35 protein-coding genes are annotated in these 20,390 nt (G+C 69.9%); 1 reads left to right on the top strand and 34 read right to left on the bottom strand.

Annotation, left to right across the window (positions count from 1 at the left end):
- Positions 1-4: 4 nt before the first annotated feature.
- The 24 genes from QK442_RS20770 to QK442_RS20655 form a co-directional block, all read right to left on the bottom strand.
- A complete protein-coding gene (locus QK442_RS20770) occupies positions 5-2,842 on the bottom strand; it encodes a hypothetical protein (protein ID WP_282695498.1) in 2,838 nt (945 codons plus the stop codon).
- A gap of 136 nt (positions 2,843-2,978) precedes the next feature.
- The gene (locus tag QK442_RS20765) at positions 2,979-3,446 is read right to left on the bottom strand and encodes a hypothetical protein (protein WP_282695497.1); all 468 of its coding nucleotides are present in this window, start codon (positions 3,444-3,446) and stop codon (positions 2,979-2,981) included.
- A gap of 9 nt (positions 3,447-3,455) precedes the next feature.
- On the bottom strand, positions 3,456-3,974 hold the full coding sequence (locus tag QK442_RS20760; protein WP_282695496.1) for a hypothetical protein: 519 nt from the start codon (positions 3,972-3,974) through the stop codon (positions 3,456-3,458).
- A gap of 9 nt (positions 3,975-3,983) precedes the next feature.
- Positions 3,984-4,970 carry a phage tail tube protein gene (locus QK442_RS20755; protein WP_282695495.1) on the bottom strand — a complete coding sequence of 329 codons (987 nt, stop codon included), beginning with the start codon at positions 4,968-4,970 and terminating at the stop codon, positions 3,984-3,986.
- 1 nt (position 4,971) lies between these two features.
- On the bottom strand, positions 4,972-5,169 hold the full coding sequence (locus QK442_RS20750; protein ID WP_282695494.1) for a hypothetical protein: 198 nt from the start codon (positions 5,167-5,169) through the stop codon (positions 4,972-4,974).
- 25 nt (positions 5,170-5,194) lie between these two features.
- Complete coding sequence (locus tag QK442_RS20745; RefSeq protein WP_282695606.1) at positions 5,195-5,659, bottom strand: hypothetical protein; 465 nt, start codon at positions 5,657-5,659, stop codon at positions 5,195-5,197.
- Positions 5,659-6,210, bottom strand: coding sequence for a hypothetical protein (locus QK442_RS20740; RefSeq protein WP_282695493.1), 552 nt, complete (start codon positions 6,208-6,210; stop codon positions 5,659-5,661). The genes QK442_RS20745 and QK442_RS20740 overlap by 1 nt, the downstream gene beginning before the upstream one ends.
- 10 nt (positions 6,211-6,220) lie before the next feature.
- Positions 6,221-6,442, bottom strand: coding sequence for a hypothetical protein (locus tag QK442_RS20735; protein ID WP_282695492.1), 222 nt, complete (start codon positions 6,440-6,442; stop codon positions 6,221-6,223).
- A gap of 64 nt (positions 6,443-6,506) precedes the next feature.
- Positions 6,507-7,748: a phage major capsid protein gene (locus tag QK442_RS20730; protein WP_282695491.1), complete on the bottom strand. Its 1,242-nt coding sequence runs from the start codon at positions 7,746-7,748 to the stop codon at positions 6,507-6,509.
- Positions 7,749-7,836: 88 nt separating this feature from the next.
- A complete protein-coding gene (locus QK442_RS20725) occupies positions 7,837-8,517 on the bottom strand; it encodes an HK97 family phage prohead protease (protein WP_282695490.1) in 681 nt (226 codons plus the stop codon).
- A complete protein-coding gene (locus tag QK442_RS20720; protein WP_282695489.1) occupies positions 8,514-9,809 on the bottom strand; it encodes a phage portal protein in 1,296 nt (431 codons plus the stop codon). The genes QK442_RS20725 and QK442_RS20720 overlap by 4 nt, the downstream gene beginning before the upstream one ends.
- Before the next feature lie 13 nt (positions 9,810-9,822).
- On the bottom strand, positions 9,823-11,355 hold the full coding sequence (locus tag QK442_RS20715) for a terminase (protein WP_282695488.1): 1,533 nt from the start codon (positions 11,353-11,355) through the stop codon (positions 9,823-9,825).
- Entirely contained in the window at positions 11,291-11,530 is a 240-nt protein-coding gene (locus tag QK442_RS20710) for a hypothetical protein (protein WP_282695605.1), read from the bottom strand. The genes QK442_RS20715 and QK442_RS20710 overlap by 65 nt, the downstream gene beginning before the upstream one ends.
- A 290-nt stretch (positions 11,531-11,820) precedes the next feature.
- A complete protein-coding gene (locus tag QK442_RS20705) occupies positions 11,821-12,258 on the bottom strand; it encodes an AAA family ATPase (RefSeq protein WP_282695487.1) in 438 nt (145 codons plus the stop codon).
- A 4-nt stretch (positions 12,259-12,262) separates the two neighbouring features.
- Positions 12,263-12,457 (bottom strand): hypothetical protein, encoded by a 195-nt coding sequence (locus tag QK442_RS20700; RefSeq protein WP_282695486.1) that lies wholly within the window; start codon positions 12,455-12,457, stop codon positions 12,263-12,265.
- Positions 12,454-12,729: an HNH endonuclease signature motif containing protein gene (locus tag QK442_RS20695; RefSeq protein ID WP_282695485.1), complete on the bottom strand. Its 276-nt coding sequence runs from the start codon at positions 12,727-12,729 to the stop codon at positions 12,454-12,456. Before QK442_RS20695 ends, QK442_RS20700 begins: the two co-directional genes overlap by 4 nt.
- Positions 12,730-12,746: 17 nt before the next feature.
- Positions 12,747-13,034: a hypothetical protein gene (locus QK442_RS20690; RefSeq protein ID WP_282695484.1), complete on the bottom strand. Its 288-nt coding sequence runs from the start codon at positions 13,032-13,034 to the stop codon at positions 12,747-12,749.
- Between the two features lie 283 nt (positions 13,035-13,317).
- Positions 13,318-13,674, bottom strand: coding sequence for a DUF6221 family protein (locus QK442_RS20685; protein ID WP_282695483.1), 357 nt, complete (start codon positions 13,672-13,674; stop codon positions 13,318-13,320).
- A gap of 8 nt (positions 13,675-13,682) precedes the next feature.
- Positions 13,683-13,817, bottom strand: coding sequence for a hypothetical protein (locus QK442_RS20680; protein WP_282695482.1), 135 nt, complete (start codon positions 13,815-13,817; stop codon positions 13,683-13,685).
- 12 nt (positions 13,818-13,829) lie between these two features.
- Entirely contained in the window at positions 13,830-14,459 is a 630-nt protein-coding gene (locus QK442_RS20675; protein ID WP_282695481.1) for a hypothetical protein, read from the bottom strand.
- Positions 14,456-14,959 (bottom strand): hypothetical protein, encoded by a 504-nt coding sequence (locus tag QK442_RS20670; protein ID WP_282695480.1) that lies wholly within the window; start codon positions 14,957-14,959, stop codon positions 14,456-14,458. The genes QK442_RS20675 and QK442_RS20670 overlap by 4 nt, the downstream gene beginning before the upstream one ends.
- A complete protein-coding gene (locus QK442_RS20665; protein ID WP_282695479.1) occupies positions 14,956-15,786 on the bottom strand; it encodes a hypothetical protein in 831 nt (276 codons plus the stop codon). The genes QK442_RS20670 and QK442_RS20665 overlap by 4 nt, the downstream gene beginning before the upstream one ends.
- Positions 15,786-16,094 carry a hypothetical protein gene (locus QK442_RS20660; RefSeq protein WP_282695478.1) on the bottom strand — a complete coding sequence of 103 codons (309 nt, stop codon included), beginning with the start codon at positions 16,092-16,094 and terminating at the stop codon, positions 15,786-15,788. Before QK442_RS20660 ends, QK442_RS20665 begins: the two co-directional genes overlap by 1 nt.
- Positions 16,087-16,329: a hypothetical protein gene (locus tag QK442_RS20655; RefSeq protein WP_282695477.1), complete on the bottom strand. Its 243-nt coding sequence runs from the start codon at positions 16,327-16,329 to the stop codon at positions 16,087-16,089. Before QK442_RS20655 ends, QK442_RS20660 begins: the two co-directional genes overlap by 8 nt.
- A 183-nt stretch (positions 16,330-16,512) precedes the next feature.
- On the opposite strand from QK442_RS20655, the gene QK442_RS20650 reads away from it, so the two are divergent.
- Positions 16,513-16,761 carry a helix-turn-helix domain-containing protein gene (locus QK442_RS20650; protein WP_282695476.1) on the top strand — a complete coding sequence of 83 codons (249 nt, stop codon included), beginning with the start codon at positions 16,513-16,515 and terminating at the stop codon, positions 16,759-16,761.
- A 95-nt stretch (positions 16,762-16,856) separates the two neighbouring features.
- Here QK442_RS20650 and QK442_RS20645 read toward each other — a convergent pair whose 3' ends face one another.
- The 10 genes from QK442_RS20645 to QK442_RS20600 all read right to left on the bottom strand — a co-directional run.
- Positions 16,857-17,489, bottom strand: a complete 633-nt coding sequence (locus QK442_RS20645) for a hypothetical protein (protein WP_282695475.1) — start codon at positions 17,487-17,489, stop codon at positions 16,857-16,859.
- 96 nt (positions 17,490-17,585) lie between these two features.
- Positions 17,586-17,828 carry a hypothetical protein gene (locus QK442_RS20640; protein WP_282695474.1) on the bottom strand — a complete coding sequence of 81 codons (243 nt, stop codon included), beginning with the start codon at positions 17,826-17,828 and terminating at the stop codon, positions 17,586-17,588.
- 2 nt (positions 17,829-17,830) lie between these two features.
- Positions 17,831-18,001, bottom strand: coding sequence for a hypothetical protein (locus QK442_RS20635; protein WP_282695473.1), 171 nt, complete (start codon positions 17,999-18,001; stop codon positions 17,831-17,833).
- Between the two features lie 55 nt (positions 18,002-18,056).
- Positions 18,057-18,293: a hypothetical protein gene (locus QK442_RS20630; protein ID WP_282695472.1), complete on the bottom strand. Its 237-nt coding sequence runs from the start codon at positions 18,291-18,293 to the stop codon at positions 18,057-18,059.
- A complete protein-coding gene (locus QK442_RS20625; protein ID WP_282695471.1) occupies positions 18,290-18,481 on the bottom strand; it encodes a hypothetical protein in 192 nt (63 codons plus the stop codon). The genes QK442_RS20630 and QK442_RS20625 overlap by 4 nt, the downstream gene beginning before the upstream one ends.
- Entirely contained in the window at positions 18,481-18,900 is a 420-nt protein-coding gene (locus QK442_RS20620) for a hypothetical protein (protein ID WP_282695470.1), read from the bottom strand. The genes QK442_RS20625 and QK442_RS20620 overlap by 1 nt, the downstream gene beginning before the upstream one ends.
- Positions 18,897-19,091, bottom strand: coding sequence for a hypothetical protein (locus QK442_RS20615; protein ID WP_282695469.1), 195 nt, complete (start codon positions 19,089-19,091; stop codon positions 18,897-18,899). The genes QK442_RS20620 and QK442_RS20615 overlap by 4 nt, the downstream gene beginning before the upstream one ends.
- Positions 19,088-19,285 (bottom strand): hypothetical protein, encoded by a 198-nt coding sequence (locus QK442_RS20610; RefSeq protein ID WP_282695468.1) that lies wholly within the window; start codon positions 19,283-19,285, stop codon positions 19,088-19,090. Before QK442_RS20610 ends, QK442_RS20615 begins: the two co-directional genes overlap by 4 nt.
- Positions 19,282-19,557: a hypothetical protein gene (locus QK442_RS20605; RefSeq protein WP_282695467.1), complete on the bottom strand. Its 276-nt coding sequence runs from the start codon at positions 19,555-19,557 to the stop codon at positions 19,282-19,284. Before QK442_RS20605 ends, QK442_RS20610 begins: the two co-directional genes overlap by 4 nt.
- A partial coding sequence (locus tag QK442_RS20600; RefSeq protein ID WP_282695466.1) for a hypothetical protein occupies positions 19,554-20,390 on the bottom strand: 837 nt, incomplete at its 5' end. The genes QK442_RS20605 and QK442_RS20600, both read right to left, overlap by 4 nt.

Here is a 20,390-nt window from a genome sequence, read left to right as displayed (position 1 = left end):
GTCACTAGCCCACCCCCAGATCGCCGTCACGGCCGTTCGTCCGCTTCAACCGGAGCAGCACGCGCTGCACCTCCTGCCCGACCCGCACCGGGTCCATGGCATCCGTGATCTTGATGTTCGCGGTAATCGTCGCCCCCGTCGCCGGCGCCGCCGCCCGGCCCGGACGTACCTGCCGCGCCGGCATCCCCGCCAGCACACGGCCCGGGTCACGAGCTGTACCCACGAGCTCGGAGTTGAGGGCGTCGAACAGGCCGACGCCGTACCGGTCTACGGCCGCTGCCCGGATCACGTACTCGCCCGCCGATACGTACGCGAGGATGGAGTCCGACGTGCCCGTACCCGGGCCCCTCACCATGCCGCCGCCGCCAGGACGGCCGATCTGACCACCCGTGGCGTAGTGGCCGACCTTGCCCTGCCGGTGGGATTCGCCGGTCTGGGTCTGGGTGATCCGCTGCTCGGTGACGATGTAGGTGTGGACCGTCATGCCGTCGAGCGAGTTCAGCTTGATCCGCGCCTGCGCGATGGCCTTCTCCAGCTGGGAGATCTCCGCACGGATAGCAGCCTTCTTCGAGTCGGGGACCTTCTTCAGCTTGTCCTTGGCCGTGTTGAGCTTCCGCTCCAGGTCCGACAGATCACCCTTCAGGCGGGCCGTCTTGTCCGGAGTCCTCAGGATCTGATCGGCGAGCTTCTTGGCCTCGTCCGTGTTCAGACCCATCTGCCGCGCGACCTTGATCAGCTCGTCGCGGCCCCGGTCGAGGATGCCGTTGGCGTACGCCTGCGACCGGCCCTGCTCGATCGCGGCTGCGGCAGCGGCCTCGGCCTTGCCCGCAAGGTCGTTGAGCGCCCGGAAGTTCTTCCGCGCCTTGTCGCTTCCGAGGTCGAGCTCGCCGTTCGTGTACTTCAGCGACCGGCCGTTGTCCTCGATCGCCTTCGTCGCCGCGTCGATCGCACCCTCGAAGTCGGCCATCGCCGAGACCGCGTCCCGGTTCGTCTCGTTCAGGGCGAAGATCGCCTGACGCAACCCGTCCGCCGACCGCTTCTGCTCGTCGAGCTTCTCCTGCGTCTCCTGCGCCTGAGCACCGAACACGCCCATCGCCTGAGCCGCCAGCTTCTGCTCGAACACTGCGTTCTCCAACGCGGTGTCGTAGTCGTCGAGGCTGCTGCGGAGCTTGTCGGCCCGCCGCGGGTCCATGCTGTCGAGCATGTGCTGAAGCGACGCCGCCGCCAGGTCGCCGTTTCCCGCTGACACCAGCTGGGCGAGCGCCTTGTCGATGACGTCGACCTTCTCGGTGAACTCCTCCGTCGCCGCGCCGGCGTCCAGGAACCCGCCGGTGATGTCAGCACCCCAGTTGTTGATGCTCTCCACCACGCTGGGATCGACGACCTCGCCGATCAGCTTGTCCAGCTCCTCGAACCCGGCGCCGAACTGCTTCAGCGCCTCTCCGGTCAGCTTGCCGCTGTCGCCGAGCTTGGCCAGCGACAGGGTCAGCTTGTCGAGGTCGATCGGCGCGTCCTCGCCCGCAGCCGCGATCTCCCCGATGACCACCGCGAGGATCCCGATACCCGATCCCAGCAGCGCGATCTTCGCCGTCCGCGACAACGCGCTGATGGCCGCACCCGCTGCCGCGAGCGGGCCCGGCGCCCCGGCGGCAGCCGTCCGCATCGCGATCAGCTGGGTGGCCAGAGCACCGATCGCGGCCCGCGCCGCGGCGATGGTCGTCGTCGCCAGCGTCACCGCCTTGATCGCAATCGCGAGCTGCAGCAGCGTCGCGATCAGGTCCGGCGGCACCGCGGCCAGCAGCTCCGTGAGTGCGGCGACGACATCGAGCATGGTGACGCCCATGTCCGCCGACGCGTCGATCAGGTTGATCAGGGTCTCGCCGAGGTTGGCGAAGATCTCCCGCACCGTCGGCCCCTGCTCGCGCGCCCACGCCATGAACTCGGACACGCCGCTGCCGACGTCGTCGGTGTCCAGCGTCCGCAGGAACGTGAGGAGACTGTCGTTGACCCGGTCCATCACCCCGGCGGAGAAGTCGCCCATCCGCTCCATGAACGCGTCGAACCCCGGCGACGCGACCCCGCCGGCCGCGATCGTGACCGTGCGGTCCAGCTCCAGGGCGAAGCCCTTCACCATGGGGGTGAGCTTGGGCAGGATGGCCTGCGTTGTGGCCAGTCCGTGGATGACCGGCTCCATGGTGAAGTCGGCGAGCTCGTCGGACCAGTCTGCGTACTCGTCCTTCAGGACGCTCAGCGACGCGGCCGCCCGCCTGGTGGGCTCGGGCAGTTTCGCCATCTGCCGGGCGTACGCGTCCTGTGCCTTGGCTGCCTCCGCCGAGTTCTTCCCGGACTCCTCGACGGCCTCGTTGTACTTGTCCTCTGCCTCCGTCGCATCACCCATGGCGGAGATCTGACCGCCCAGCGCGAGCCCGAAGACACCCGCCGCCGCGGCCGCGCCGAGGATCGCCGGGGCGATCGGCGCCAGCGACGCCGCGGCCGGAATCGCCGCCGGCGCGAGGGTGGCGATCGCCTTGCCCAGCGCCTCCCCGGCCTCCCCGGCCCTGTCGGCAGCGTCCGCCCACGTGGTGATGCGCCGCCCGGACTCCCCGGCCCGGGTACCCAGCAGAGCGGCCGCGTCCGCAGTGGACACGAACCGGCCCTCCATGTCGTGGAGGCGGCCGTCAGCGTCCTGGGTGAGGGTGAGGATCGCCCGCCCGGAGCCGTCGGCTGCGTCCTCCATCGTGGCCCGCAGCCGCTCAGCAGACTCCCCCGCATGCCCGAGGACCCGGGACAGGTCGTCCCGGCCCTCCAGCCGGAACGTCAACCGCTCAGACGCCACGGTCATTCACCTCCGGTCTTCTGCTGGGCTTGTTGCTGGTCGATCCAGGCGACCAGGGCCTCGAAGTCGTCGACCCACAAGTCGTCGACCGCGGCCGGTGGGATGTGGAGGAGGTGAGCGAACAGGCCGAGATACTCCTGCCTCAGGGCTCGGGTGTCTCGCTCGGGCCGGTCGTCGGCTCGCCCGGGGACGGATGGTCTTTTGGGCGGGCCACGGCCAGGCTGGTGACCAGCTGCTCGGCGTGCTCGCGGTCGTCCGCGATGAGCGGGACGCCCCGCAGGCGGGCCGTGACGGACGCGGTGGTGGCGTCCTTCTCCAGCCACGCCGCACCGGCGAGGGCCTCGGCGTAGCGCCTCACCTCGTCCCGGTCGAGCTTGACCGCGAGCTCGTCCTCGAAGGGGTCGAAGTCCCCGTATCGGAGGTCGGGCTGGTCGCGCTTCTGCACGACCCACGCGACCACGCGCATGGACTCGCGGTCGACGTCGAGGCTGGACCGGATGTCCGGCCACGACCGGTCCACGGTCTGTGCCGCGCGCACAGTCTCCGACACCCGCAGCCGGGCATCGAACCGCTGAACCTCCCCGCCACGCGGGCTGTACACGATGATCAACTCTTGCTCCTAGGTGATGGTGCGGCGTACGTCACCGAGAACCCGTTCAACCTCGGCACGCATCCGGGGGGTATGACGGGCAACGACCTTGTCCCACCACATCGGGGTGGTCCACTGGTTCACCCAGCGCTTCTTGTTGCCGAACACCGGATGCCGGATCCGGCCGTTCGCCGTGTTCATCGCCCACGGCATGTTCTTCAGATCCGACGGCAGCGCGGACCGGTCGATCCACACCCGAGCACCCGGACTCCGCCCAGCCCGGACACTCAGCCGTACCGCCCCCGCGATCGTCGCCCGCAGAGGGCGCGTCGTCGGCGACGGGCCGCCACGACTTCCCGACTTCCGCCCATCCGCGTTGACAGGCAGAGTCAGGATCGTCTGCCGCATGTCGGTATACAGCGGCTCAGCCGCACGCCGGATCCTGCGGTTCAGGTTCTGCTGGAGCCGCGGGCCGCCAGCAGCACGCAGCCGACGCGACAGATCCAGCAACTGGCCCGTCCCGGTGATCTGCACACTGCCGACGGCCATGGCGTCCTCCTACAGAGCGGTGTCCGCGGACATGTACTCGATGGCCACCGGGTTCGTCTCGTCGAACAGGCCGGTCAGGTTGTACGAGGTCCGCACCACGCCGTACCCGTCGACCGTCGGCGGCGCATCGTCGACCTTCACCGCCGGCAGCTTGATCCGGAACGTCTCGTTGTAGGACGGCGCGATCTCCGGGCCGATGAACTCCCACACCAGCGACGTCGCCGCATCCGAGGTGTGGAGGTCGTCGATGGTGGTCGCCACGTAGTCCTGCTCGATGCTGGCCGTGACCTTGGTCAGGTCGTTCAGGATCGGCTGCGCCTTCTGCGCGGACTGGTTGGCGTAGTAGCGGTCGGTGTCCTGCGGACGCTCGATCTTCACCGACACCTTGCGGACGCCGTCGAGCGCGGTCTCAGCACCGTACGTGCCGTACAGCAGGCCCATCTGCCCGAAGTGGAACGGCGACATCGACGAGTACGAGGCCACCGCCAGAGTCTCCGACTCCGACACGTTCTTGCCGTCGATCTCGAACGTCGCGGTCAGCATGCCGCCGACCTCACAGCTGAACTCCGCCGACACGACCTTGCAGCCGACGAACGATTTGTCCGTGACGGTGCCGGTCGTCAGCGGGATGCCCGCCTGGATGCTGAGGCTCTTGTCCCACGTGTCCGCGAGGTTGTGGGTCTGAAGGTACGCCGCCGTCGCGCCCTGCTGCACCGGCGTGACCGTCGTCCCCATCAGCGCCTGCAGCAGCAGCCCCATGCCGCGGTTGGCGACCTCCATGCTGAGGCTGCCGGACACACCCAGCTGCGTCACCACACGCCGCGACGACAGCGCCATCAGACGCCCCGCCGCGATGCCGGTGCTCTGGGCCGTGGTCTTCTTCAGCATCAGCGACTGCGACGTGAACTCGGGGAAGTGCGTCGGCGCCACGTACGTGCCGTACGTCGACTCGGCCGCAATGCCGATCTGCGCGCCGAGACCGGATCCGATCGCCATGTCACGCCTCCTTCGCCGCGGACTTGGCCGCCGTCTTCTTCGAGCCCGGTTCCTCGACCGGCTCCCACTTCGCCTTCTGGCAGACGTAGCCCCCGAACCTGGCGTCCGGGACCTCCACCACCTGATCCGGCTGGATCTCACGACCACCGAGCTCCGGCACGGTGACCGGCTCCGGGCCGATGAAGCGCACACGCGCCATCGCTGTACTCCTCGCTAGGGGTTGATCAGATACGGGCACGGCACGTGACCTGGAAATTCACGCCCGCGATAGCGCCCTCACGCTGCTCCTGGTACAGGTCACCGAGGGTGAGGTGAGCCCACAGCACCGTCCCGTTCAGGGTGGGCGCCTCCGGCGATACCTCCGACGCCCGCAACTCGGACTCGACCACGCCGAGGATCTCGAACGCCCTACTGCGGCGGGCCGCCATGTCCTTGTCGCCCGCCCGCGACTCCACGTAGCAGGCGATGGTGAAGAACTCGTCACGAGTCCTCGCGCCCGCTGCGTTGAAGTCCTGTTGCAGGGACACCCCGGCCTCACCGTTCGGCTGCCAGCCGACATAGATCCGGTCGCGGTCGGTGAGGTTGACTGCGGTCGGGCCGTCCTCGATGTGCACCTCGGCGAGGGACGGCGCCGCGCGCAAGACATCGAGGAGAGCCGCAACCGCAGCCGGGACCCGGGAGGTCACCATCACGCCACCCCCGGGGGTACTCGGTACGGCTCCAGCAGTTGCAGCACCCTGTTCGGGATTGCGTAGCCGAAGCCGATGATGGGCTCGTTCACGTCAAAGTCGTCCCCGCCGCCGGCCGACCCGCGGGCCGCCCCGTACTGGGTACGCCACAGATGCTGCAGCAGGATCGCCGCAGCCAGCCGGATCGTCGGCGGGACCGTGCCGCGGCCGGCGGTGTACTCCACCGTCCACAGGCCGCCGCAGAACGTGCCGCCGGTGAGGCGCCGTACGACTCCCTTGGCGCCGTCGAGGAAGACGTCTCCGGGGTCGATGGCCTCGCCGCCGCTGAGCGCCGGGGTGATGGACGTGATCGACACGACCGGGACGCTCGACAGGCACAGGAAGTGCGTCTTGCCGTCGATCACCTCCGTCACCGTCCGGTTCTCCACCGGTCCCACGAACCGCTCGATCGGCGCCGTCAGCGCGTCGATGTACCGTTGCAACTCCGCATCGCTGGTCGTGGTCGTGATGTCGAGCTGATCCTTCGCCTCAGCCAGCGTCAGCAGCGCCACCGTCCACCGCCTACTTCTTGCCCTGCGCCCGCCGGCGTACCGGCGCCGCGGTCTCGGTGTCGTCCGGCACGGTCGCGGTCTCCACCACCGACCCGACGGCCACGGCCTCCGCTGCGCCGTTGCGGATGAGCTGGGTGGCCTCCTCGTCCGGCAGGTCCACCTCGCCGTCCTTGCCCGGCCAATCCGCCCCATCACGGGTCCCGGAGATGCTGACCTTCATACGCACGCGCACCCGCGTACTCCCTTCCTGAAGGAGGGGCAGGCCCGTGTAGGGCCTGCCCCTCGAAGAGGCCGGATCAGGCCGCGTTGCCGATGAAGTGCTTGACCGCGCCGGTGGTGTCGACCTGGTCGCCGTCGCCGCGCAGGATCGCCCGGTAGGTGATCAGGTCCGTGTTGAACGCGTAGTCGTCCGACCGCTCGAACCGCACGGTCTCGACCTCCCGCACGAAGTACGTGGAGAAGTCGCCGAACAGGATGCTCTTGGCGCCGAGGGCGACGGCCGGCATGTTCGGGTCGGTGTGGACCGGCTTGCCGAGGATCGTGTCCGGCGAACCCTGGGTGAGGGCGGGCTGCCACACGTACTGGCCGTTGCCGTCCTTCAGCTTGCGGACGGTTGCGATCGTCGCGTCCCGCATCATCCACCCGCACGAGGTCGACATGCGGTACGGGGCGATGACCGAGTAGAACAGGTCAATCAGGTCGTCCGCAGACGGCGCGCCGGCCACCGACGCGGCGCCGGTCACGCCGAGCGTGGAGGTGGTGAGGACGCCGTTCGGCTTGGACGAGCCATCGCCGGTGACGAGGTGGGCGCCGAAGCCGTTGCCGAGCGCGCGCCCGGCCTGCATGGCGAGGTAGCCGAGGAGGTCGACGCCGGTGTCGTTGGCGAGCTCGTGCGACACCTGAAGCAGGAAGCCGTACTTGTAGGCGTCGAGGGACACCTGCCCGAACGTCGGCTCGTTCGGCGTCAGCGTGCCCGCCTCGGCGACGATGCCCGCGGACGCGGAGTGCGCGGTCGTCTTCGGGATCTGGAGCTGCTCGCCGGTCGCGGTCCGCAGCACCGTCGGCCCCGCGGCCAGAACACCGGAGGTCTCGATCATGTGCTGCACGAGCTGGTTGTAGAACGAGATTGGCACGGTGTTCGCACCGGCGCCGGCCGTCAGCTTGGACAGGGTGCGCTGGTCGAGCGGCATCCGCTGGGACGGGCCGATCTCCAGGGCACGGCTCCCGGACGCGCCGGTGAGCCAGTCACGGACGCGCTGCGTCTCCTGGTCGGCGGCGCTGCGCTGGTGCTCGGGGGCGGGCTCCTTCTCCAGGAGCTGCCGGAACGCCTCGTCGGCGTCCCTGTTGCGCTGCTCGGCCGCCGCAAGGTCCTTGGCGCGGGCGTCGATGGCGTCGAGGTCGGCGTTGAGCCGCTGGTAGGTCTGCTCCTCCTCGGCCGTCAGCTCCCGCTTTTCGGCCTCGGCCGCGTCGAGGAGCTCCTTAGCCTGCTCCCACACGTTGGCGCGGCGCTCCTGCAGCCGCTTGATGAACTCAGACACGCTGCCCTCCTTGGGCAAGACGACGACACCCAGGGCCGGCGGCCAGGGGTGTCAGGGGGTTGGTTGTCGAGGTGGGTGTCGCCCTGCCTCAGAAGGTGCGGCGCTGCATGAGCTCGGCGCGCCGCTGCCGTACCGCGAGGAGCGGGTGGGTTTCGTCCTGCCCGCTCGGCGCGAGGTCGATGACGGTCGGGGGCTTGGCCCCCAGGAACTGGGCCAGGCCGTCCGTGTCGGCGGCGGCCCGGACCTCGGCGAGGTCGGCCCCGGCCTTCTCCGCGAGGGACCGCAGCCCGGTCGAGGTGTCCATGTACGCCGGGGTGTTGACCGGCGCCACATCCACCAGGGCGCCCGACAGCAGGGTCCGCAGCGGGAACCCGTCGTCGGTCATGCCCCAGTCGTCGGCGAACGTACGGAACGCGAAGCTGGACCGGCGGACGTCGCCGCGGCGGACGAGCTCCAGGACGTCCTCGCGGGAGGCGGGCACGTCGGTGCTGTAGTCCAGCCCGGTGCCGTCGACGACGAGCCGCAGCGTCCCGGCCTCCGTCGTACCGAGGAGCCGGTTGTCGTCGTGGTTGTAGCGGGCCATCACCTCCGGCCAGCCGTCCCCCTCGCTCTTGGCGAAGAACCCGGGATCGATCCGCTCGACGAACCCGCCGAGGTTCTGCGACAGCCGGTTGAACTTCGCCGCGTACCCGCCGATCTGACGGGGCTGCTCGCCGGCCGCCCGGACCTCCACGAGGCCGCGCGTGAACCGACGCTCTTGCTCGGTCATGAGTCCTCCGTAGGAGCCTGATAGGGGCCGGCCAGGTTGGCGCCCGCCTGGTTGAGAATCGCCCGCGCCTCGTCCGCTGTGAGCATGACGTTCACGCCGCTACCCACCTTCTGGATCATCTCGACGACGTTACGAGCCGTGGCCTGTTCGGGGTCGAGGCTGACGGACATCGCCGACGACAGCGGCAGGTACGTCTGCCCCAGACCGTTCGGCAGCGGAGCCTCGTTCTCAATCGCCCTCACCTCGTCCCGGTTCCGCCAGCCCTGGTCCAGCGCCATGCCGTGCGCCTCGTACCGGGTCTTCAAGTCGGTCCGGATCATCGCGTCCGCGTTGAACCGCACTTCTTCCACGGAGGGCCTGAGCTGCGAGAACGCCAGCTCCAGCCGGGACAGCCACGGCCGCAGCGTCCACGACAGGAAGTCAATGGAGTCCAGCTCGACCGTGTTGTACGTCAGAGACCCGCCGGTCTCCCCGCCGATCTTCTCGGCCGGAACACCGTAGATCGCGGCCACCTGATTCGCCGTAGCCTTGATCGTCTCCAGGAACTGCGACTCGTTCGCCGGCACGCTGATGGGCCGGTACTTCACGCCACCGCCTAGAGCCACCACGTCACGCCCTGCGGAAGCCTCCTTGAACCGGGCCTTCAGGATGTCTGCCGCCTCCCGGGTGACCTCCATGTCGGTCTCCAGGACCGCCGCAGGAGTCGACCCGTTCGCGAACCAGTCCCGCCCGAACTGCTGAGCCAGCAGCCCCGTCTCCGTCGTGGAGGCGAAGTACGCGATCGGCGACAGGCCAAGGGTCTGGCCAGGCAGCGTGTACGCCGGGATGTGGAACATCTGCCCGTCATCGAGCCGCCGACCCTGGTAGTACCAGACCGGAACCGGCGCCAGGTTGTCCTCGATGGACACGTCGTCGGGGTGCAGCCACTCAATCTGCGTCGGCCACCCCGCAGCGTCCGTGGCGACAATCAGGCCGTACGCGTTGCCGCGCAGCGTCAGCGACGTCATCGCCCGATGCAGCCAGTCATACCGCGTACCCACCGCGGCCGGATGCCGGAACAGCTCCGGCAGAGGCGACGGCCAGCGGGTCTCACCGACCGCCAGGAACGTCTTCAGCGGCAGCGACGCCACCGAGTCCGCCAGCAGCCTGGTTGCCGCGTACACGGGCGACAGGCGCAGCGCACGTTCCTGAGACGTACCCCGCAGCACCTGGTCCGCTCCGGATCCCCACACGTCCTGGTACGAGATCGCCCGCTGCTGCTGCTTGCGGCGGAAGGGCCACCACCAGCTCATGCCCTCACCCCTCTCACCACACGTTGCTCAAGATGTCCCGGTTGGGCTGCTCTTCGACCTCGGCACCCAGGCCCCACTTCGCCAGCGTGGCCGCCACCAGCGGACTGATGTCCACACCCACGCCGCGGCGAGCCCAGGCCCACGCATCACCCAACGGGCGCTTCTGCGCGCCCGCCAGAGCCACCGCCAGGGGCGGCGGGTCGAAGTGGCTGATGGACTGGTCGGCGACCGCGTCGTAGAACTGGCCGGTCGCCTGCGCGATCTCCCGCGCCTTCGGCTGCACCACCGTGCTTCCGAGAGCTTCCTCAAGGTCCGGGATCAGCGAGCCAGCCGGGCCGCCGCCGTCGACGACCCAGCAGCGCGGCCCCCACTTCTCGTGCAGCTGCTTGGCCCGCTCCACCACCCAGCCCATACCGGGCCGGTGCTCGATGACCTCCAGGTGTGTCCCACCACGCCACGTACACGCCACCACGATCGCCGCATGATCCCGCTCAGGGGTCGCGTCGATGGAGAAGGCGTACGGACCGACAGGCTTCGCCTTCGGATCCGCCAAGGCCCGCCACGCGTCCTCACCGATGACCTGCCAGGTGTCCGTGCCGTCGGACGGGTAGTCACCCACACCGAGACGCTCACGCATGTACCCGGCCCGGCTCAGCGTCGCCCGCTCCCGCGCGACCTTCTCCAGCGTCAGCCGGTAGCCGATACCGGGGTTCGACTTCAGCACCGCCTCATCGCTCTGCCAGTCGTCGTGCGCCGTGCAGTCAGGCGGGCACTCGTCACGGTGAGGATCGGCCGACCACTCCATGTACGCCAGCGACGGATCCGGGATCCCCGCCTCGATCGCGGCCAGCGCACGACGCCGCAGACGGGCAAGCTGCACCGACGGAGACCCGATACCGGCACTCCCTGCGTACCAGATCTGAGGATCCGGCACGGCCGCCATGGTGGGCAGCAGTGCGTCCATCTCGTTGTCGCCGAGGATCATGTCCTCGTCCATGACGTTGAGGTGGCCGGTGAAGCCGCGGCCCGAGCCCTTCGACCGGGCGATGAATCGCAGCAGCTGCCCGGAGTGCAGCTCGATGCCTTCCTCGCCCACCGTCTGCCGATACGTCTTGACGCGTTTGTGCAGGTCAGGGGTCTGACGGATCAGACGCTCGATCCGCTTGAACGCGTTCTTTGCCGTCTTGAACTCGTGCGCCGAATGGAGGATCAGCTCCTCGCCGCCGATGAACAGCCCCCACAGCTCGCGGGCCTCGATCGCGCCGCCCTTGCCGTTCTGACGTGGGACGTTGAACGCGACCTCGAACGCTGCCCAACTGCCGTCCGGCTTCTCGCCCATCCCCACCCGCAGGATGTGCTCCTGCCACGGGTCCAGGTGCAGGCCCGCCCGCCGCGCAAGGTCCACAGCTTCCTGCCCGGCCGTGGAGATGGCCGCAGGCGCCGTTTCGATCGGCGGCGTCTGCCACCCGTAGACCGTGCCGCTACTGGCCGGCTGCCCGCTCGCGGGCTTCGGCGCGGCGCTTCTCTCGCTGGCGAGCGATGTCATCGACGCTGTCCCCCTCTTCCTGTACGGGCGCGAGGCTGCGGAGACGGACCATGACGGCGTGAAGCTTGTCGACGAGGACGGCCTGTGCTGTCGGAGCGTCACCGGGACCGAGCGCGTCGAGAGCCTCGGCGAGCTTGACGGCCGAGGCTGCGAGACCGGGGGAGACACTGGTCACGGCCAAGATGTCAAGCTCCGCGCGGACCGAATCGGCGATCACCCGAACCCCCTCACTCAAAGTGACGATTACAGAGAGTCGCTATTCACCCGGACCCAGCAGGCCGGGTAAATAGCGTTTTCAAATGGCCGCGCAAAAAATCGGGCGAGAAGGGCTTGTGGGTCGCCCGGTCCTGTACTCAAAGAAACGACCCGCTCCCAGGGTCAGGGGTCCTTGACGCCCTGGCGGCGGGAGGTTTCCGGCCTGGTGGTCACTGTCTGCGGCTGCGCACGGTGACTGACCGCATCAGGTCACCACTGCCGGGAGGCCTGGGGCATGGGGGGTCGGGGGAGGTTCTTTCGCTGGCTGTACCAGCGGGACGCGACGCGGGCCATGTCGGGGGAGCGCATGGCTTCGATGCGGGCCATGACGATGTCGCGTCCGGGGTCGACGGCCACGATCTCGGCGTCGAGGCGCTTGTACTTGGCCAGGGCTTTGCGGCTGGGCATGGTGTGGATGAGGTAGACGTCGACTTTGTCGCGGAGCTCGAACGCTTCGTGCATGGCCGCATAGCGGGCCTTGTGGGCGACGCGTAGGAGGGTGGGGTCCTGGTTCCACTGGGGTGCGCCGGGGCCGGAGAGTGCCCGGCTGATGAGGTCGAGGTCGATGACGATGTCGCGTGCGGTGGCGTGGGCTTGGATCCAGCTGCTCTTGCCTGCGGCTGGTGGGCCGGTGACGACGTACAGCACGACGTCACCTCCGTTGCTGGCACCAGCGGTGGCCGCAGTCGACGAGCTCCGGGTTGCTGTACGCCTCCACGGGGTCCTCCGGGGTGGCGCTGGGCTCGATGTCGAGCTGCTGTTCCAGTGCGTGGATGCGGGGCTGTGACGGCCTGTCGTGGGTCTCGCAGCGCTGGGCAATGCGGCGGAGGAGGGACATGGTGCTCACCACCTCCGTGAGGCTCGCATCGGCGCTGTGGCGGCCGTGCGGTTGCCTCGGGCCGAGTTGCAGCGGCGGTGCATCGAGCGGGCGTTGGCGGGGTCGAGGAGGCTGCCGCCGCGACTGAGGGGGACGATGTGGTCGAGCGTGAAGCTCCACGGGGACCGCGGGTCGAGGTTGGGGTTGATGTAGCCGCCGCAGCGTGCGCAGGGCAGGCCCTTGGCTTTCTGTGCGGCGACGAGACGCCGGTAGGGGCGCCCGTTGCGGGGGTTGCCGGCCACGGGCGCCTCCTGGGTGTCTAGCCGCCGGTGATGCTGTCGTTGAGCTGGCCGTCGTCGTGGTAGTCGAGGAGGTCTTTGTCCTCGTCGCTCAGGCCGTCGAGGGCTTTGTCGAGGTCCCGGCTCATCAGGAGGGCTTCGTAGTCGGCCTGGCTGATGTCCTGGCACTCCTTGGGCCTGTTGGTCTCGGTGGAGGTGTCCGTGAGGGCCTTGCGGCAGTCGTTGACGGTGTAGGAGCTGCATCCGGTGAGGGTGAGCGTGAGGGTGACGATGAGGCTGGCAGTGGTGAGGGCGGGTTTGATGCGCATCGGGTCAGCGTGCCGGGCTCGGGGCCGCTGTGTGGGCGGTGTGTCCGTCTCGTGACGTGGCTGTGGCCCCGGTCGTCGGGGGGGGATCGACCGGGGCCACTGCGCCCTCGCCCATCAGCTTCCGGGCATGCCGGATCTGCTTGTGACTGTAGACGAGACGTCTCGTCTATGCAACGGGTACGCGAAAGCCCCTGCCGGGGTTCCACGCTCGGCAGGGGCTTCGGTTGAGCAGCAGCGTCGCAATGACAGTCCTACGGTACGACTGCCCACTGACAAAGCCGGGCTACGGCCGCCACTTGTCGCAGTAGTCCGGGTGGTCAACATAGGGCAGGGCGAGGAGTTCGACGGCCCCGTGTAGCGCGAGGAGCGCGCCAGCGGATGCGAGGTCGTCGGGATGGGCGCGACGGTTCTCGAAAGCCCGGTCGTAGCGGTCGAGCAACTTCCTCTTGGCGTCGACCTCGGCCAGCACCCGCGCGGGATCGTGACGCAATGCGTGGGCCGCCAGCTCGTTCGGGAGCTCGAACCAGGGGTCGGCGTCAACGAACCCCTCTTCGTCAGTCCAGGGTTCGCCACCGGCTGCGCGGGCGGTCTGCTCGTCTTCGTCGAGGCGGGCGCGGAGGAACTGCACGAGGTCGTCCATGCGGTCCATCATCCCTTCTTCGGCTTGCCGGGGGCGGGATTGTCGGTGGGCTTGACCCAGCCGCCTCGGGAGCCGGTGTACACGGTCTCGTGGCCCTTGAGGCGAGGGTCGTCGCGCTGGGGCTTGGGCTGTCGAAGGGGCATCGTCGGCTCCTTTCAGCGGCTGACGGCGTGACGGCGGCGGTGGGTTTCGGCGGGGTCGTAGTAGGTGACTCCGGTGTCAGTGCGTACCGCGTGAAGCCCCTCTCCGGGCCCCTCCTCCTGGCCGTTGTTGGTGTTGGCGTTGGTGGCCCCTGAGCTGCACAAACAACGCTCGGGAGAGGGGTCGGAAGTGGCGGGGGAGGGGGCCGGGATGTCGCTCCCGTGTACGCCGGGGCCGTTACCGGCCGGGGTGCGGACTCCTGAGCGGACCCGGATGCCGGCCTCGCTGAGGAGGGCGCGGACGGCCTTCGTGTCGGGTAGGCCGGCGGCGTCCTTCAGGGCGGTGAGGAGGACCCCGTTCCCGTCTTCGCTGAGGGCCTGGAGGACGGCGACGATGTTGACGGGCTCATCCTCAATCGGCTCATCCACAGTGGGGTTCTGGCGGCGTCCAGTGGCCCAGGCACGTCCCTTGCGGACGGCGGCAGCGGTGACGAGTCCAGCGGCGTAGGTGCCGACGTCCGGGATCGCGTAGACGATGCCGAGGGCGGCGCCGATACCGATGGCGATGACGCAGCCGCCGGCGACCCGGGAGGAGCCTTCCGACTCCCCCACGGGCTGCTCGACGGGCTCGGGGGCCGCGGTCATGCGACGGCTGCTGTCAGCCAGGCCCCGGCGAGGTTCACGCCGGAGGCGAGGGGGACGGCGGCGTAGCGGGCGACGCCTGCGGAGAGGCCGAGGCCGATGCCGGCTCCCCAGCCGCGCCACTTGGAGTTGCGGGCGCCGGACTTGCGGCGGGCGAGGAAGCCGATGAGGACCAGGGCGGTGATGAGGAGGCCGCCCTGGGTGAGGGGGGCTGCGGTGCTGCCGGGGGCGGTGCCGGTCTGGGCGCCGACGCCGTAGACGAGGAGGCCGTCGCCGAAGACGTTGAGGCCCCAGAGGGCGGTGTCGCCGATCCAGCCGACGAGGCCGCCGACGACCATGACGGTGAGGGCGCCGACGCACCAGGAGAGGAGGAAGGGGAGGAGGCGGCCGAGCTGTCGGACGAGGTCGGTCTGGAGCGGTTTGATGCCGGGGAACCAGTCGGCGAGTTCCCAGACGAGGAAGGCGAAGCCGAAGAGGAGCCCGCCGAGGGTGGGGGTGATCATCGGTAGGTTCCTCCGTCGAGCACTCGGCGAGCGCGGCGAACAGCGGCTCCGACGGACAGTCGGTCGGCGTTGGGGCGGAGCGAGCAGATCGCGTCGATCGCGGCGGGGTTGGTGGGGTGGATCGCGACGTGCTCGCGGGCGAGTTCGCTGATGCTCTTCTGCTCGCGATCGGTGATCGTGCTGGTCGCGGGCGCTTCGGGGCGCTCCGAAGCGTGGGGCTGCTCGGGGGTGCTCGCGAGCGTGATCGGGGGCTGCTCGCCGGTGATCGGGGCGATCGCGATCGGTGCTCGCCGGGCGAGCTCGCGGCCCTTCTCCTGCCGGGTTAGCTCGATCTCGAAGTCCACGGACACGTCGGCGAGGAGGCGTTCGGCGGCCATCTCGCGGCGCCGGAGCTCGATGCGGTGCTCGGCTTCCTCGAACCGCATGCCGCGCTCCATGGCGGCGAGGCGGGCTTCCTCGTCGTGGGTGAGGGCGGCGGGGTCCCGCATTGCGGTGATGGCGAGGAGCCACACCACCTTCGCCCCGAGGGGGAGGAGGGGGCCGGCGGCGGCCATGGCGGGGGAGCCGCGGTGCAGGCCGTGCCACACGAGGAGCGCGACCACGGCGGTGAGGGCTGTCCAGCCGATGACGGCCACGGTCCAGCGGCGTCCGGCGATACGGAGCCCTTGGGCTTCGGCGACGATGACGGACGCCCAGATGATGTCGGCGCCGGCGGCGACGGTGAGGCCGATGGGTCCGGCGCCGAGGAGGTCGACGAGGGACCAGGTGGTCCAGGCGAGGCTTCCGGCGCTGAGGGTGATGGCGGGGATGAGGAGCGGGGTGCGCATCAGGCGCTCCAGGAGGTCTTGTGGAGCCAGAGGGCGTATTCGCCGCGGGTGACGATGTTGCCGTCGACGAAGGGCATGCGGCGGAGGAGCTGGCGTTCGAGTTCGACGGCGGCGTCTTCGTCGTGGGGGTGGGTGGTGTCGGCGATGGTGAGGGCGATGGCGAGGCGCTGGGCGGGGGTCATGAGGTGGCCGGGCTTGGTGTGGGTGAGGCGGTCGGCGATGAGGCGGAGGCCCTGGCGGACGGTGTCGTCGAGGCGGACCTCGCGGAGGGCTTCGTCGGGCTGGGTGAGGTGGGTGCGGTCAGACACGGCGGGCCTCCTCCTTGGCGGTGCGGGTGGCCGGGTGGGCGTCGAGGAGGAGGGCGAGCTGCTTGCGGTCGCGGCGGGCCGTGGAGGTGGCATTCGCGGTGTGGAAGGCGGTGATGCTGGTGGTGAGGGTGTGGCAGCGGTCGCAGTGCTGCTCGTGGGCGGTCTGCGCGGCGTCGGTGTACGGGTTGGTCGGGGGGGTGATGGTGGGCGGGTTGGTCTGGGTACGCTCGGGCATGGCTGTTCCTCCTGGTAGGTAGGCGGGATGGCTGGCCCCGGCGGAGGTGCGAACTCCGGCCGGGGCCGTTTGCGTACGGCTGGAGGTGGGCTCCGAGCCGTTGTGTAGTAACGCTACACGCGTGTAGGCTCACTACACAAGACGGCTAAGCGGATCCGCCTCCCGACATCCGGAGGGACGGACATGGAGGACGAGGTAGAGGAGGTGCAGCGCGTGCTCGACGCGATCGATGCCATCGCCGTGGGCCAGCCGCCGGCGGTTCGGGCGAGACGGCTCACGGAGATGCTCAGCTCCGTACAGGAGCGGGTCAGGCGTGAACGGCAGCAGGCCGTGCGGGAGATGCACGAGGGAGGCATGACGTACCGGCAGATCGCGAAGGAGTTGGACATCAGCTTCGGGCGCGTCCGGCAGATCCTCGCCGAGGACACCTAGCCGCCGGCCTCCGAGTAGCACGTAGCCCCCGTCCGGTTGTCCGGCGGGGGCTACGTCGTGCCTGGGCCACTTCCCGGCGCCGGGAAAGGTGCAGCTCAGGCGGCGTTGACGCCGTTCTCGGTCCACCAGGCGCCGCATGCCCCGCAGTGGCCGGTGGGTGGGTCGCCGGCGCCGCCGCGGATGGTGATGGTGCCGCCGCACTGGCAGGGGTGGGCGGGGTCGAGCTGCTGCACCTGTCGGGCGAGGTCGAGGGTGGTCTCGATGCGGCCGAGGGCGTTGTGGGCTACGGCGGCTACGTGGCGGTGCTGGCGGTCGGTGAGGGGGCGTCCGGGCCAGAACACGCCGTCGGCTCGGGCGGAGAGCCAGAGGGCGGTCCAGGGGGCTCCGGGGCGGTGTCCGGTGTACCGCCACCGGTGGGGGTGGCTGGTGTTGACGGAGTGCTGGTTGGCGCTGGCGATCTGGTCGGCGGTCTCGTGGAGGGCGGCTTCGACGGTGCGCATGGTGTCGAGGACGCGGAGGCTGATGGGGATGGGTCGGGTGCCGAGCTGGTCGGGGGAGCGTTCGAGCATGCGGAGGACGGCGGCCTCTGCCACATCGGGTTGGTCGACGGCGGCGAGGTAGTTGCGGAGGCCGAGTCCGAAGCCGGGGCCGGTGTTGGGGGTGCCGAGGGCGTCGTGGAGGTCGGGCCAGAGGCGGGCGATGGTGCGGAGCTGCGTGGCGGTGGTCATGGCGCTCTCCGTACGGGAGGTGTGGCGGGTACGGTGGTTGCACCGTGAGGGGCGTGCTGGCCTGGGGAGGTCGAAGGCACGCCCCTTCGTCGTTGATCAGCGTCGGCGGTTGGCCCAGGTGTCGGTGGCGGGCTTGGCCTGCCAGTCCGGGAGGCACTGAGGGCAGACGTTGTTGGTCTGCTTGCTGGGGCTCCCGTCTGTCTTCTGCCGGGCGATGACGCGCCAGCCTGCGGTGTAGGCGGCGATCTCTGCCTCGCGGCCGTTGTCGTGGCCTCCTGCGTCCTCGTAGAAGACTCCGCAGCCGTCGCAGACGACGAAGAACTTGGGGCGAATGGCCATGGTCACTTCTCCTTGCGTCGGCGTGCGGCTCGCCGGGTGGCGCGGTTGGCTCGTGGCTGGGGGGCGTTGTCGGGGACGTGCTGCTGGCCGTTCGGCTGGATGGCGCTGATCTCCCAGGTGGCGCCGGGTGCGGGCACCTTCTCGCCGCGGGGTGTGCTGCTGGGGCCGGTCATGGTGGCTCCTGTGGTGCGGGCCGCCCCTGAGTGGGGCGGCCGGTGGGTGGACGGATCAGTCGGTGGTACCGGTGAGGTAGTAGCCGGTGATGCGGGGACGTCCGGTCTTGGTCGTCTGGGTCTCGTGGAAGTAGCTGGCGGGGATGTCGTACTTGAGGGCGGGGTACTCCTCGTGGCGGACTCGAACGGTGCGGCTGCCAGGGTCGTGGGCGAGGACGACCACGGTCTCGGGGTAGACCGAGGTGGGGCCGCCGCTGCAGGTGGTGTAGGTCTGTCCAGGCTGGATGGTCATCGGGTCTCCGTGGTGCCGGGGGTCCAGTTGTAGAGCCGGCTGTGGCGGTCGCGGCGGGCGGTGAGCTGGAGGCCGGGGAGCTTGTCGAGGCTGGTGCCGAGGGTGATGGCGATGTCGGCGGCGAGGTAGCGCTCGGTGCCGGTTGGGGTGGCGACGAGGCGGTCGATGGTGAGGGGGACGCGGGTCATCAGGTGTCCGTGGGTGTGGTGTGGGTGTCGAGGGCTCGGAGGGTGGCGCAGGGGTGGGGCTCGGCGCCGTTGTCGCAACTGCCGTCGCCGTAGCCGGAGCAGTGGCCGCAGATGGTCCACTTCCCGTACTGGACGGGGGCGTGGAGGGCGCGCACGGCGTTGAGGGCGGCCTCGGCCCGCTCGGCGCGCTGTACGGCGCGGGCGCGTTCGGCCTCGGACCTGTTGGACGTCTCGTGGGCCACGCGCAGGAGGTCCTCAACCTGATCGGCGCGCTGCATGGCGGCTTCGAGGTCGGGGACGATGGCGCGGACGTGGTCGCGGTTGCTGCGGGCGACGGCGCGGAGTGTGTCGAGCTCGGCGTACAGGGCGTCCAGGGCCGTGTCGGTGATGCTGTCGGCCGTGTGCCGGGGCTGGGTCATCGGATGTCGTCCTTCCAGCATTCGGGGCAGATGTCGCGTCCGCCGGGGCGGGTGTGCCAGCCGTCGGCGGCGCGGAGGCGGCGAACGTCGGTGGCGGTGACGGCGTCGGGGTGGCCGATCTCCGCGTCGCAGGGGCCGCCGAGGTTTTCCTCGCCGTCGCAGCGGATGACGGGGTACGAGGCAGCGGTCACGGCGTCTCCTGGCTGTAGGCGGTGGCGAGCTGGCGGATGGTGGCCCAGCGGCCTCGGGGGCGGGGCTGGCCGGTGGTGGGGTCGATGTCGGCGATCCGGACGCGGGTGCCGTCGGTCTCAGTGACGGTGACGCGGAGGCCGGTGGTGTAGCGGGACCGCCAGGTGCTGCCGACGGTCGGGGCGGGCTGGGTCATGTGGTGTCTCCGGTGATGGCTCGGGCGACGGCAAGGGCTTCGGCTCCGCCCCCGGGACCGTCCTGGATGAACCGGGCGGCGTCGGGGTGGGTGAGGCTTCCCCAGGTGAGGCGGGCTCCCTCGTCGCGGGAGTCGTAGACCCGGGCGGTGGCATCGAGCCAGTCAGCGAGAGGTTCGCCGAGGGGCCGAAGCCAGCCGGGAAGGTCGTCCTCGATGAGGCGGAGACCTTCGGCGGCGGCCCGGAGCTGGTCGGCGGGGCTGGGCTGGGTCATCGCCCCTCCTCGGCCATGCGGCGGGCGGCGGCGAAGTGGGCGCCGTAGACGTTCAGCCGGTTGATGGCGATCCCGGAGCACTCGTCACCGACGAGGAGCTCCCAGCCGTCACCAAAGGGACGCCACTGGTAGTCGGTGCGGGGGCTCTCTTCTTCCTCCCAGCAGTGGACGGCTCCCCGCTTTGCGCCGTCGAGGGTGCCGTAGAGGTTGTAGGCGGTGGCCTCGTCCTCGCGGTAGACCTGCCAGACGCACAGGGGCGGGTCGGTGGCCGGCTGGCTGGCATCCAGCTCAGTGGCGGGGATGAGGACGTCGCGCCCGCATTCGTTCGGGCCGGGGCGCCCCCAGGTGCAGATGCCGCCGTCGGGGAGGGCGTCGGCCGTAAGCGGCGTCATGCCGGACCACCCGGTGCCGTGTACACGGCAGAGGAGGACGTGGGGGCGGCAGCTGTCTCGGTACGCAACGACATCGGGGCTGTCGGCGGTGGGCATTCGCCGGGGGCTGGCGGCCTGCTCGTCCTCGATGGTCGGGGGGTTGATGCGGAGGGCGCGGAGGACGGCGGCAAGGATGGTGCCGGGGTCCGGATCTTCGGCGCCTTCCACGGCGTGCCATGCGGCGTCGTGTTCCAGCGGTGTGAGGGTGCGTCCGGCGGCCGTACGGGCGGCGTCCCGGATCCCGGCCACCACCTCCTCGACGTGGTCGACGGGGACCTCGACGACGGCCTCGCCGGGGCCAGTGCTGGTGAGGCAGACCATCGGCGTGCCGGTGAGGAGAGTGAGCTGTACTGAGATTTGTGGAGTCCCTGATGCCAGGGTTACGGTCCTGGCGAAGGAGAA

It is taken from the genome of Streptomyces sp. CC208A (genome assembly GCF_030010625.1).
In the GTDB taxonomy this organism is placed as follows: Bacteria; Actinomycetota; Actinomycetes; order Streptomycetales; family Streptomycetaceae; genus Streptomyces.
This window is presented reverse-complemented; position numbering and strand designations above follow the sequence as displayed.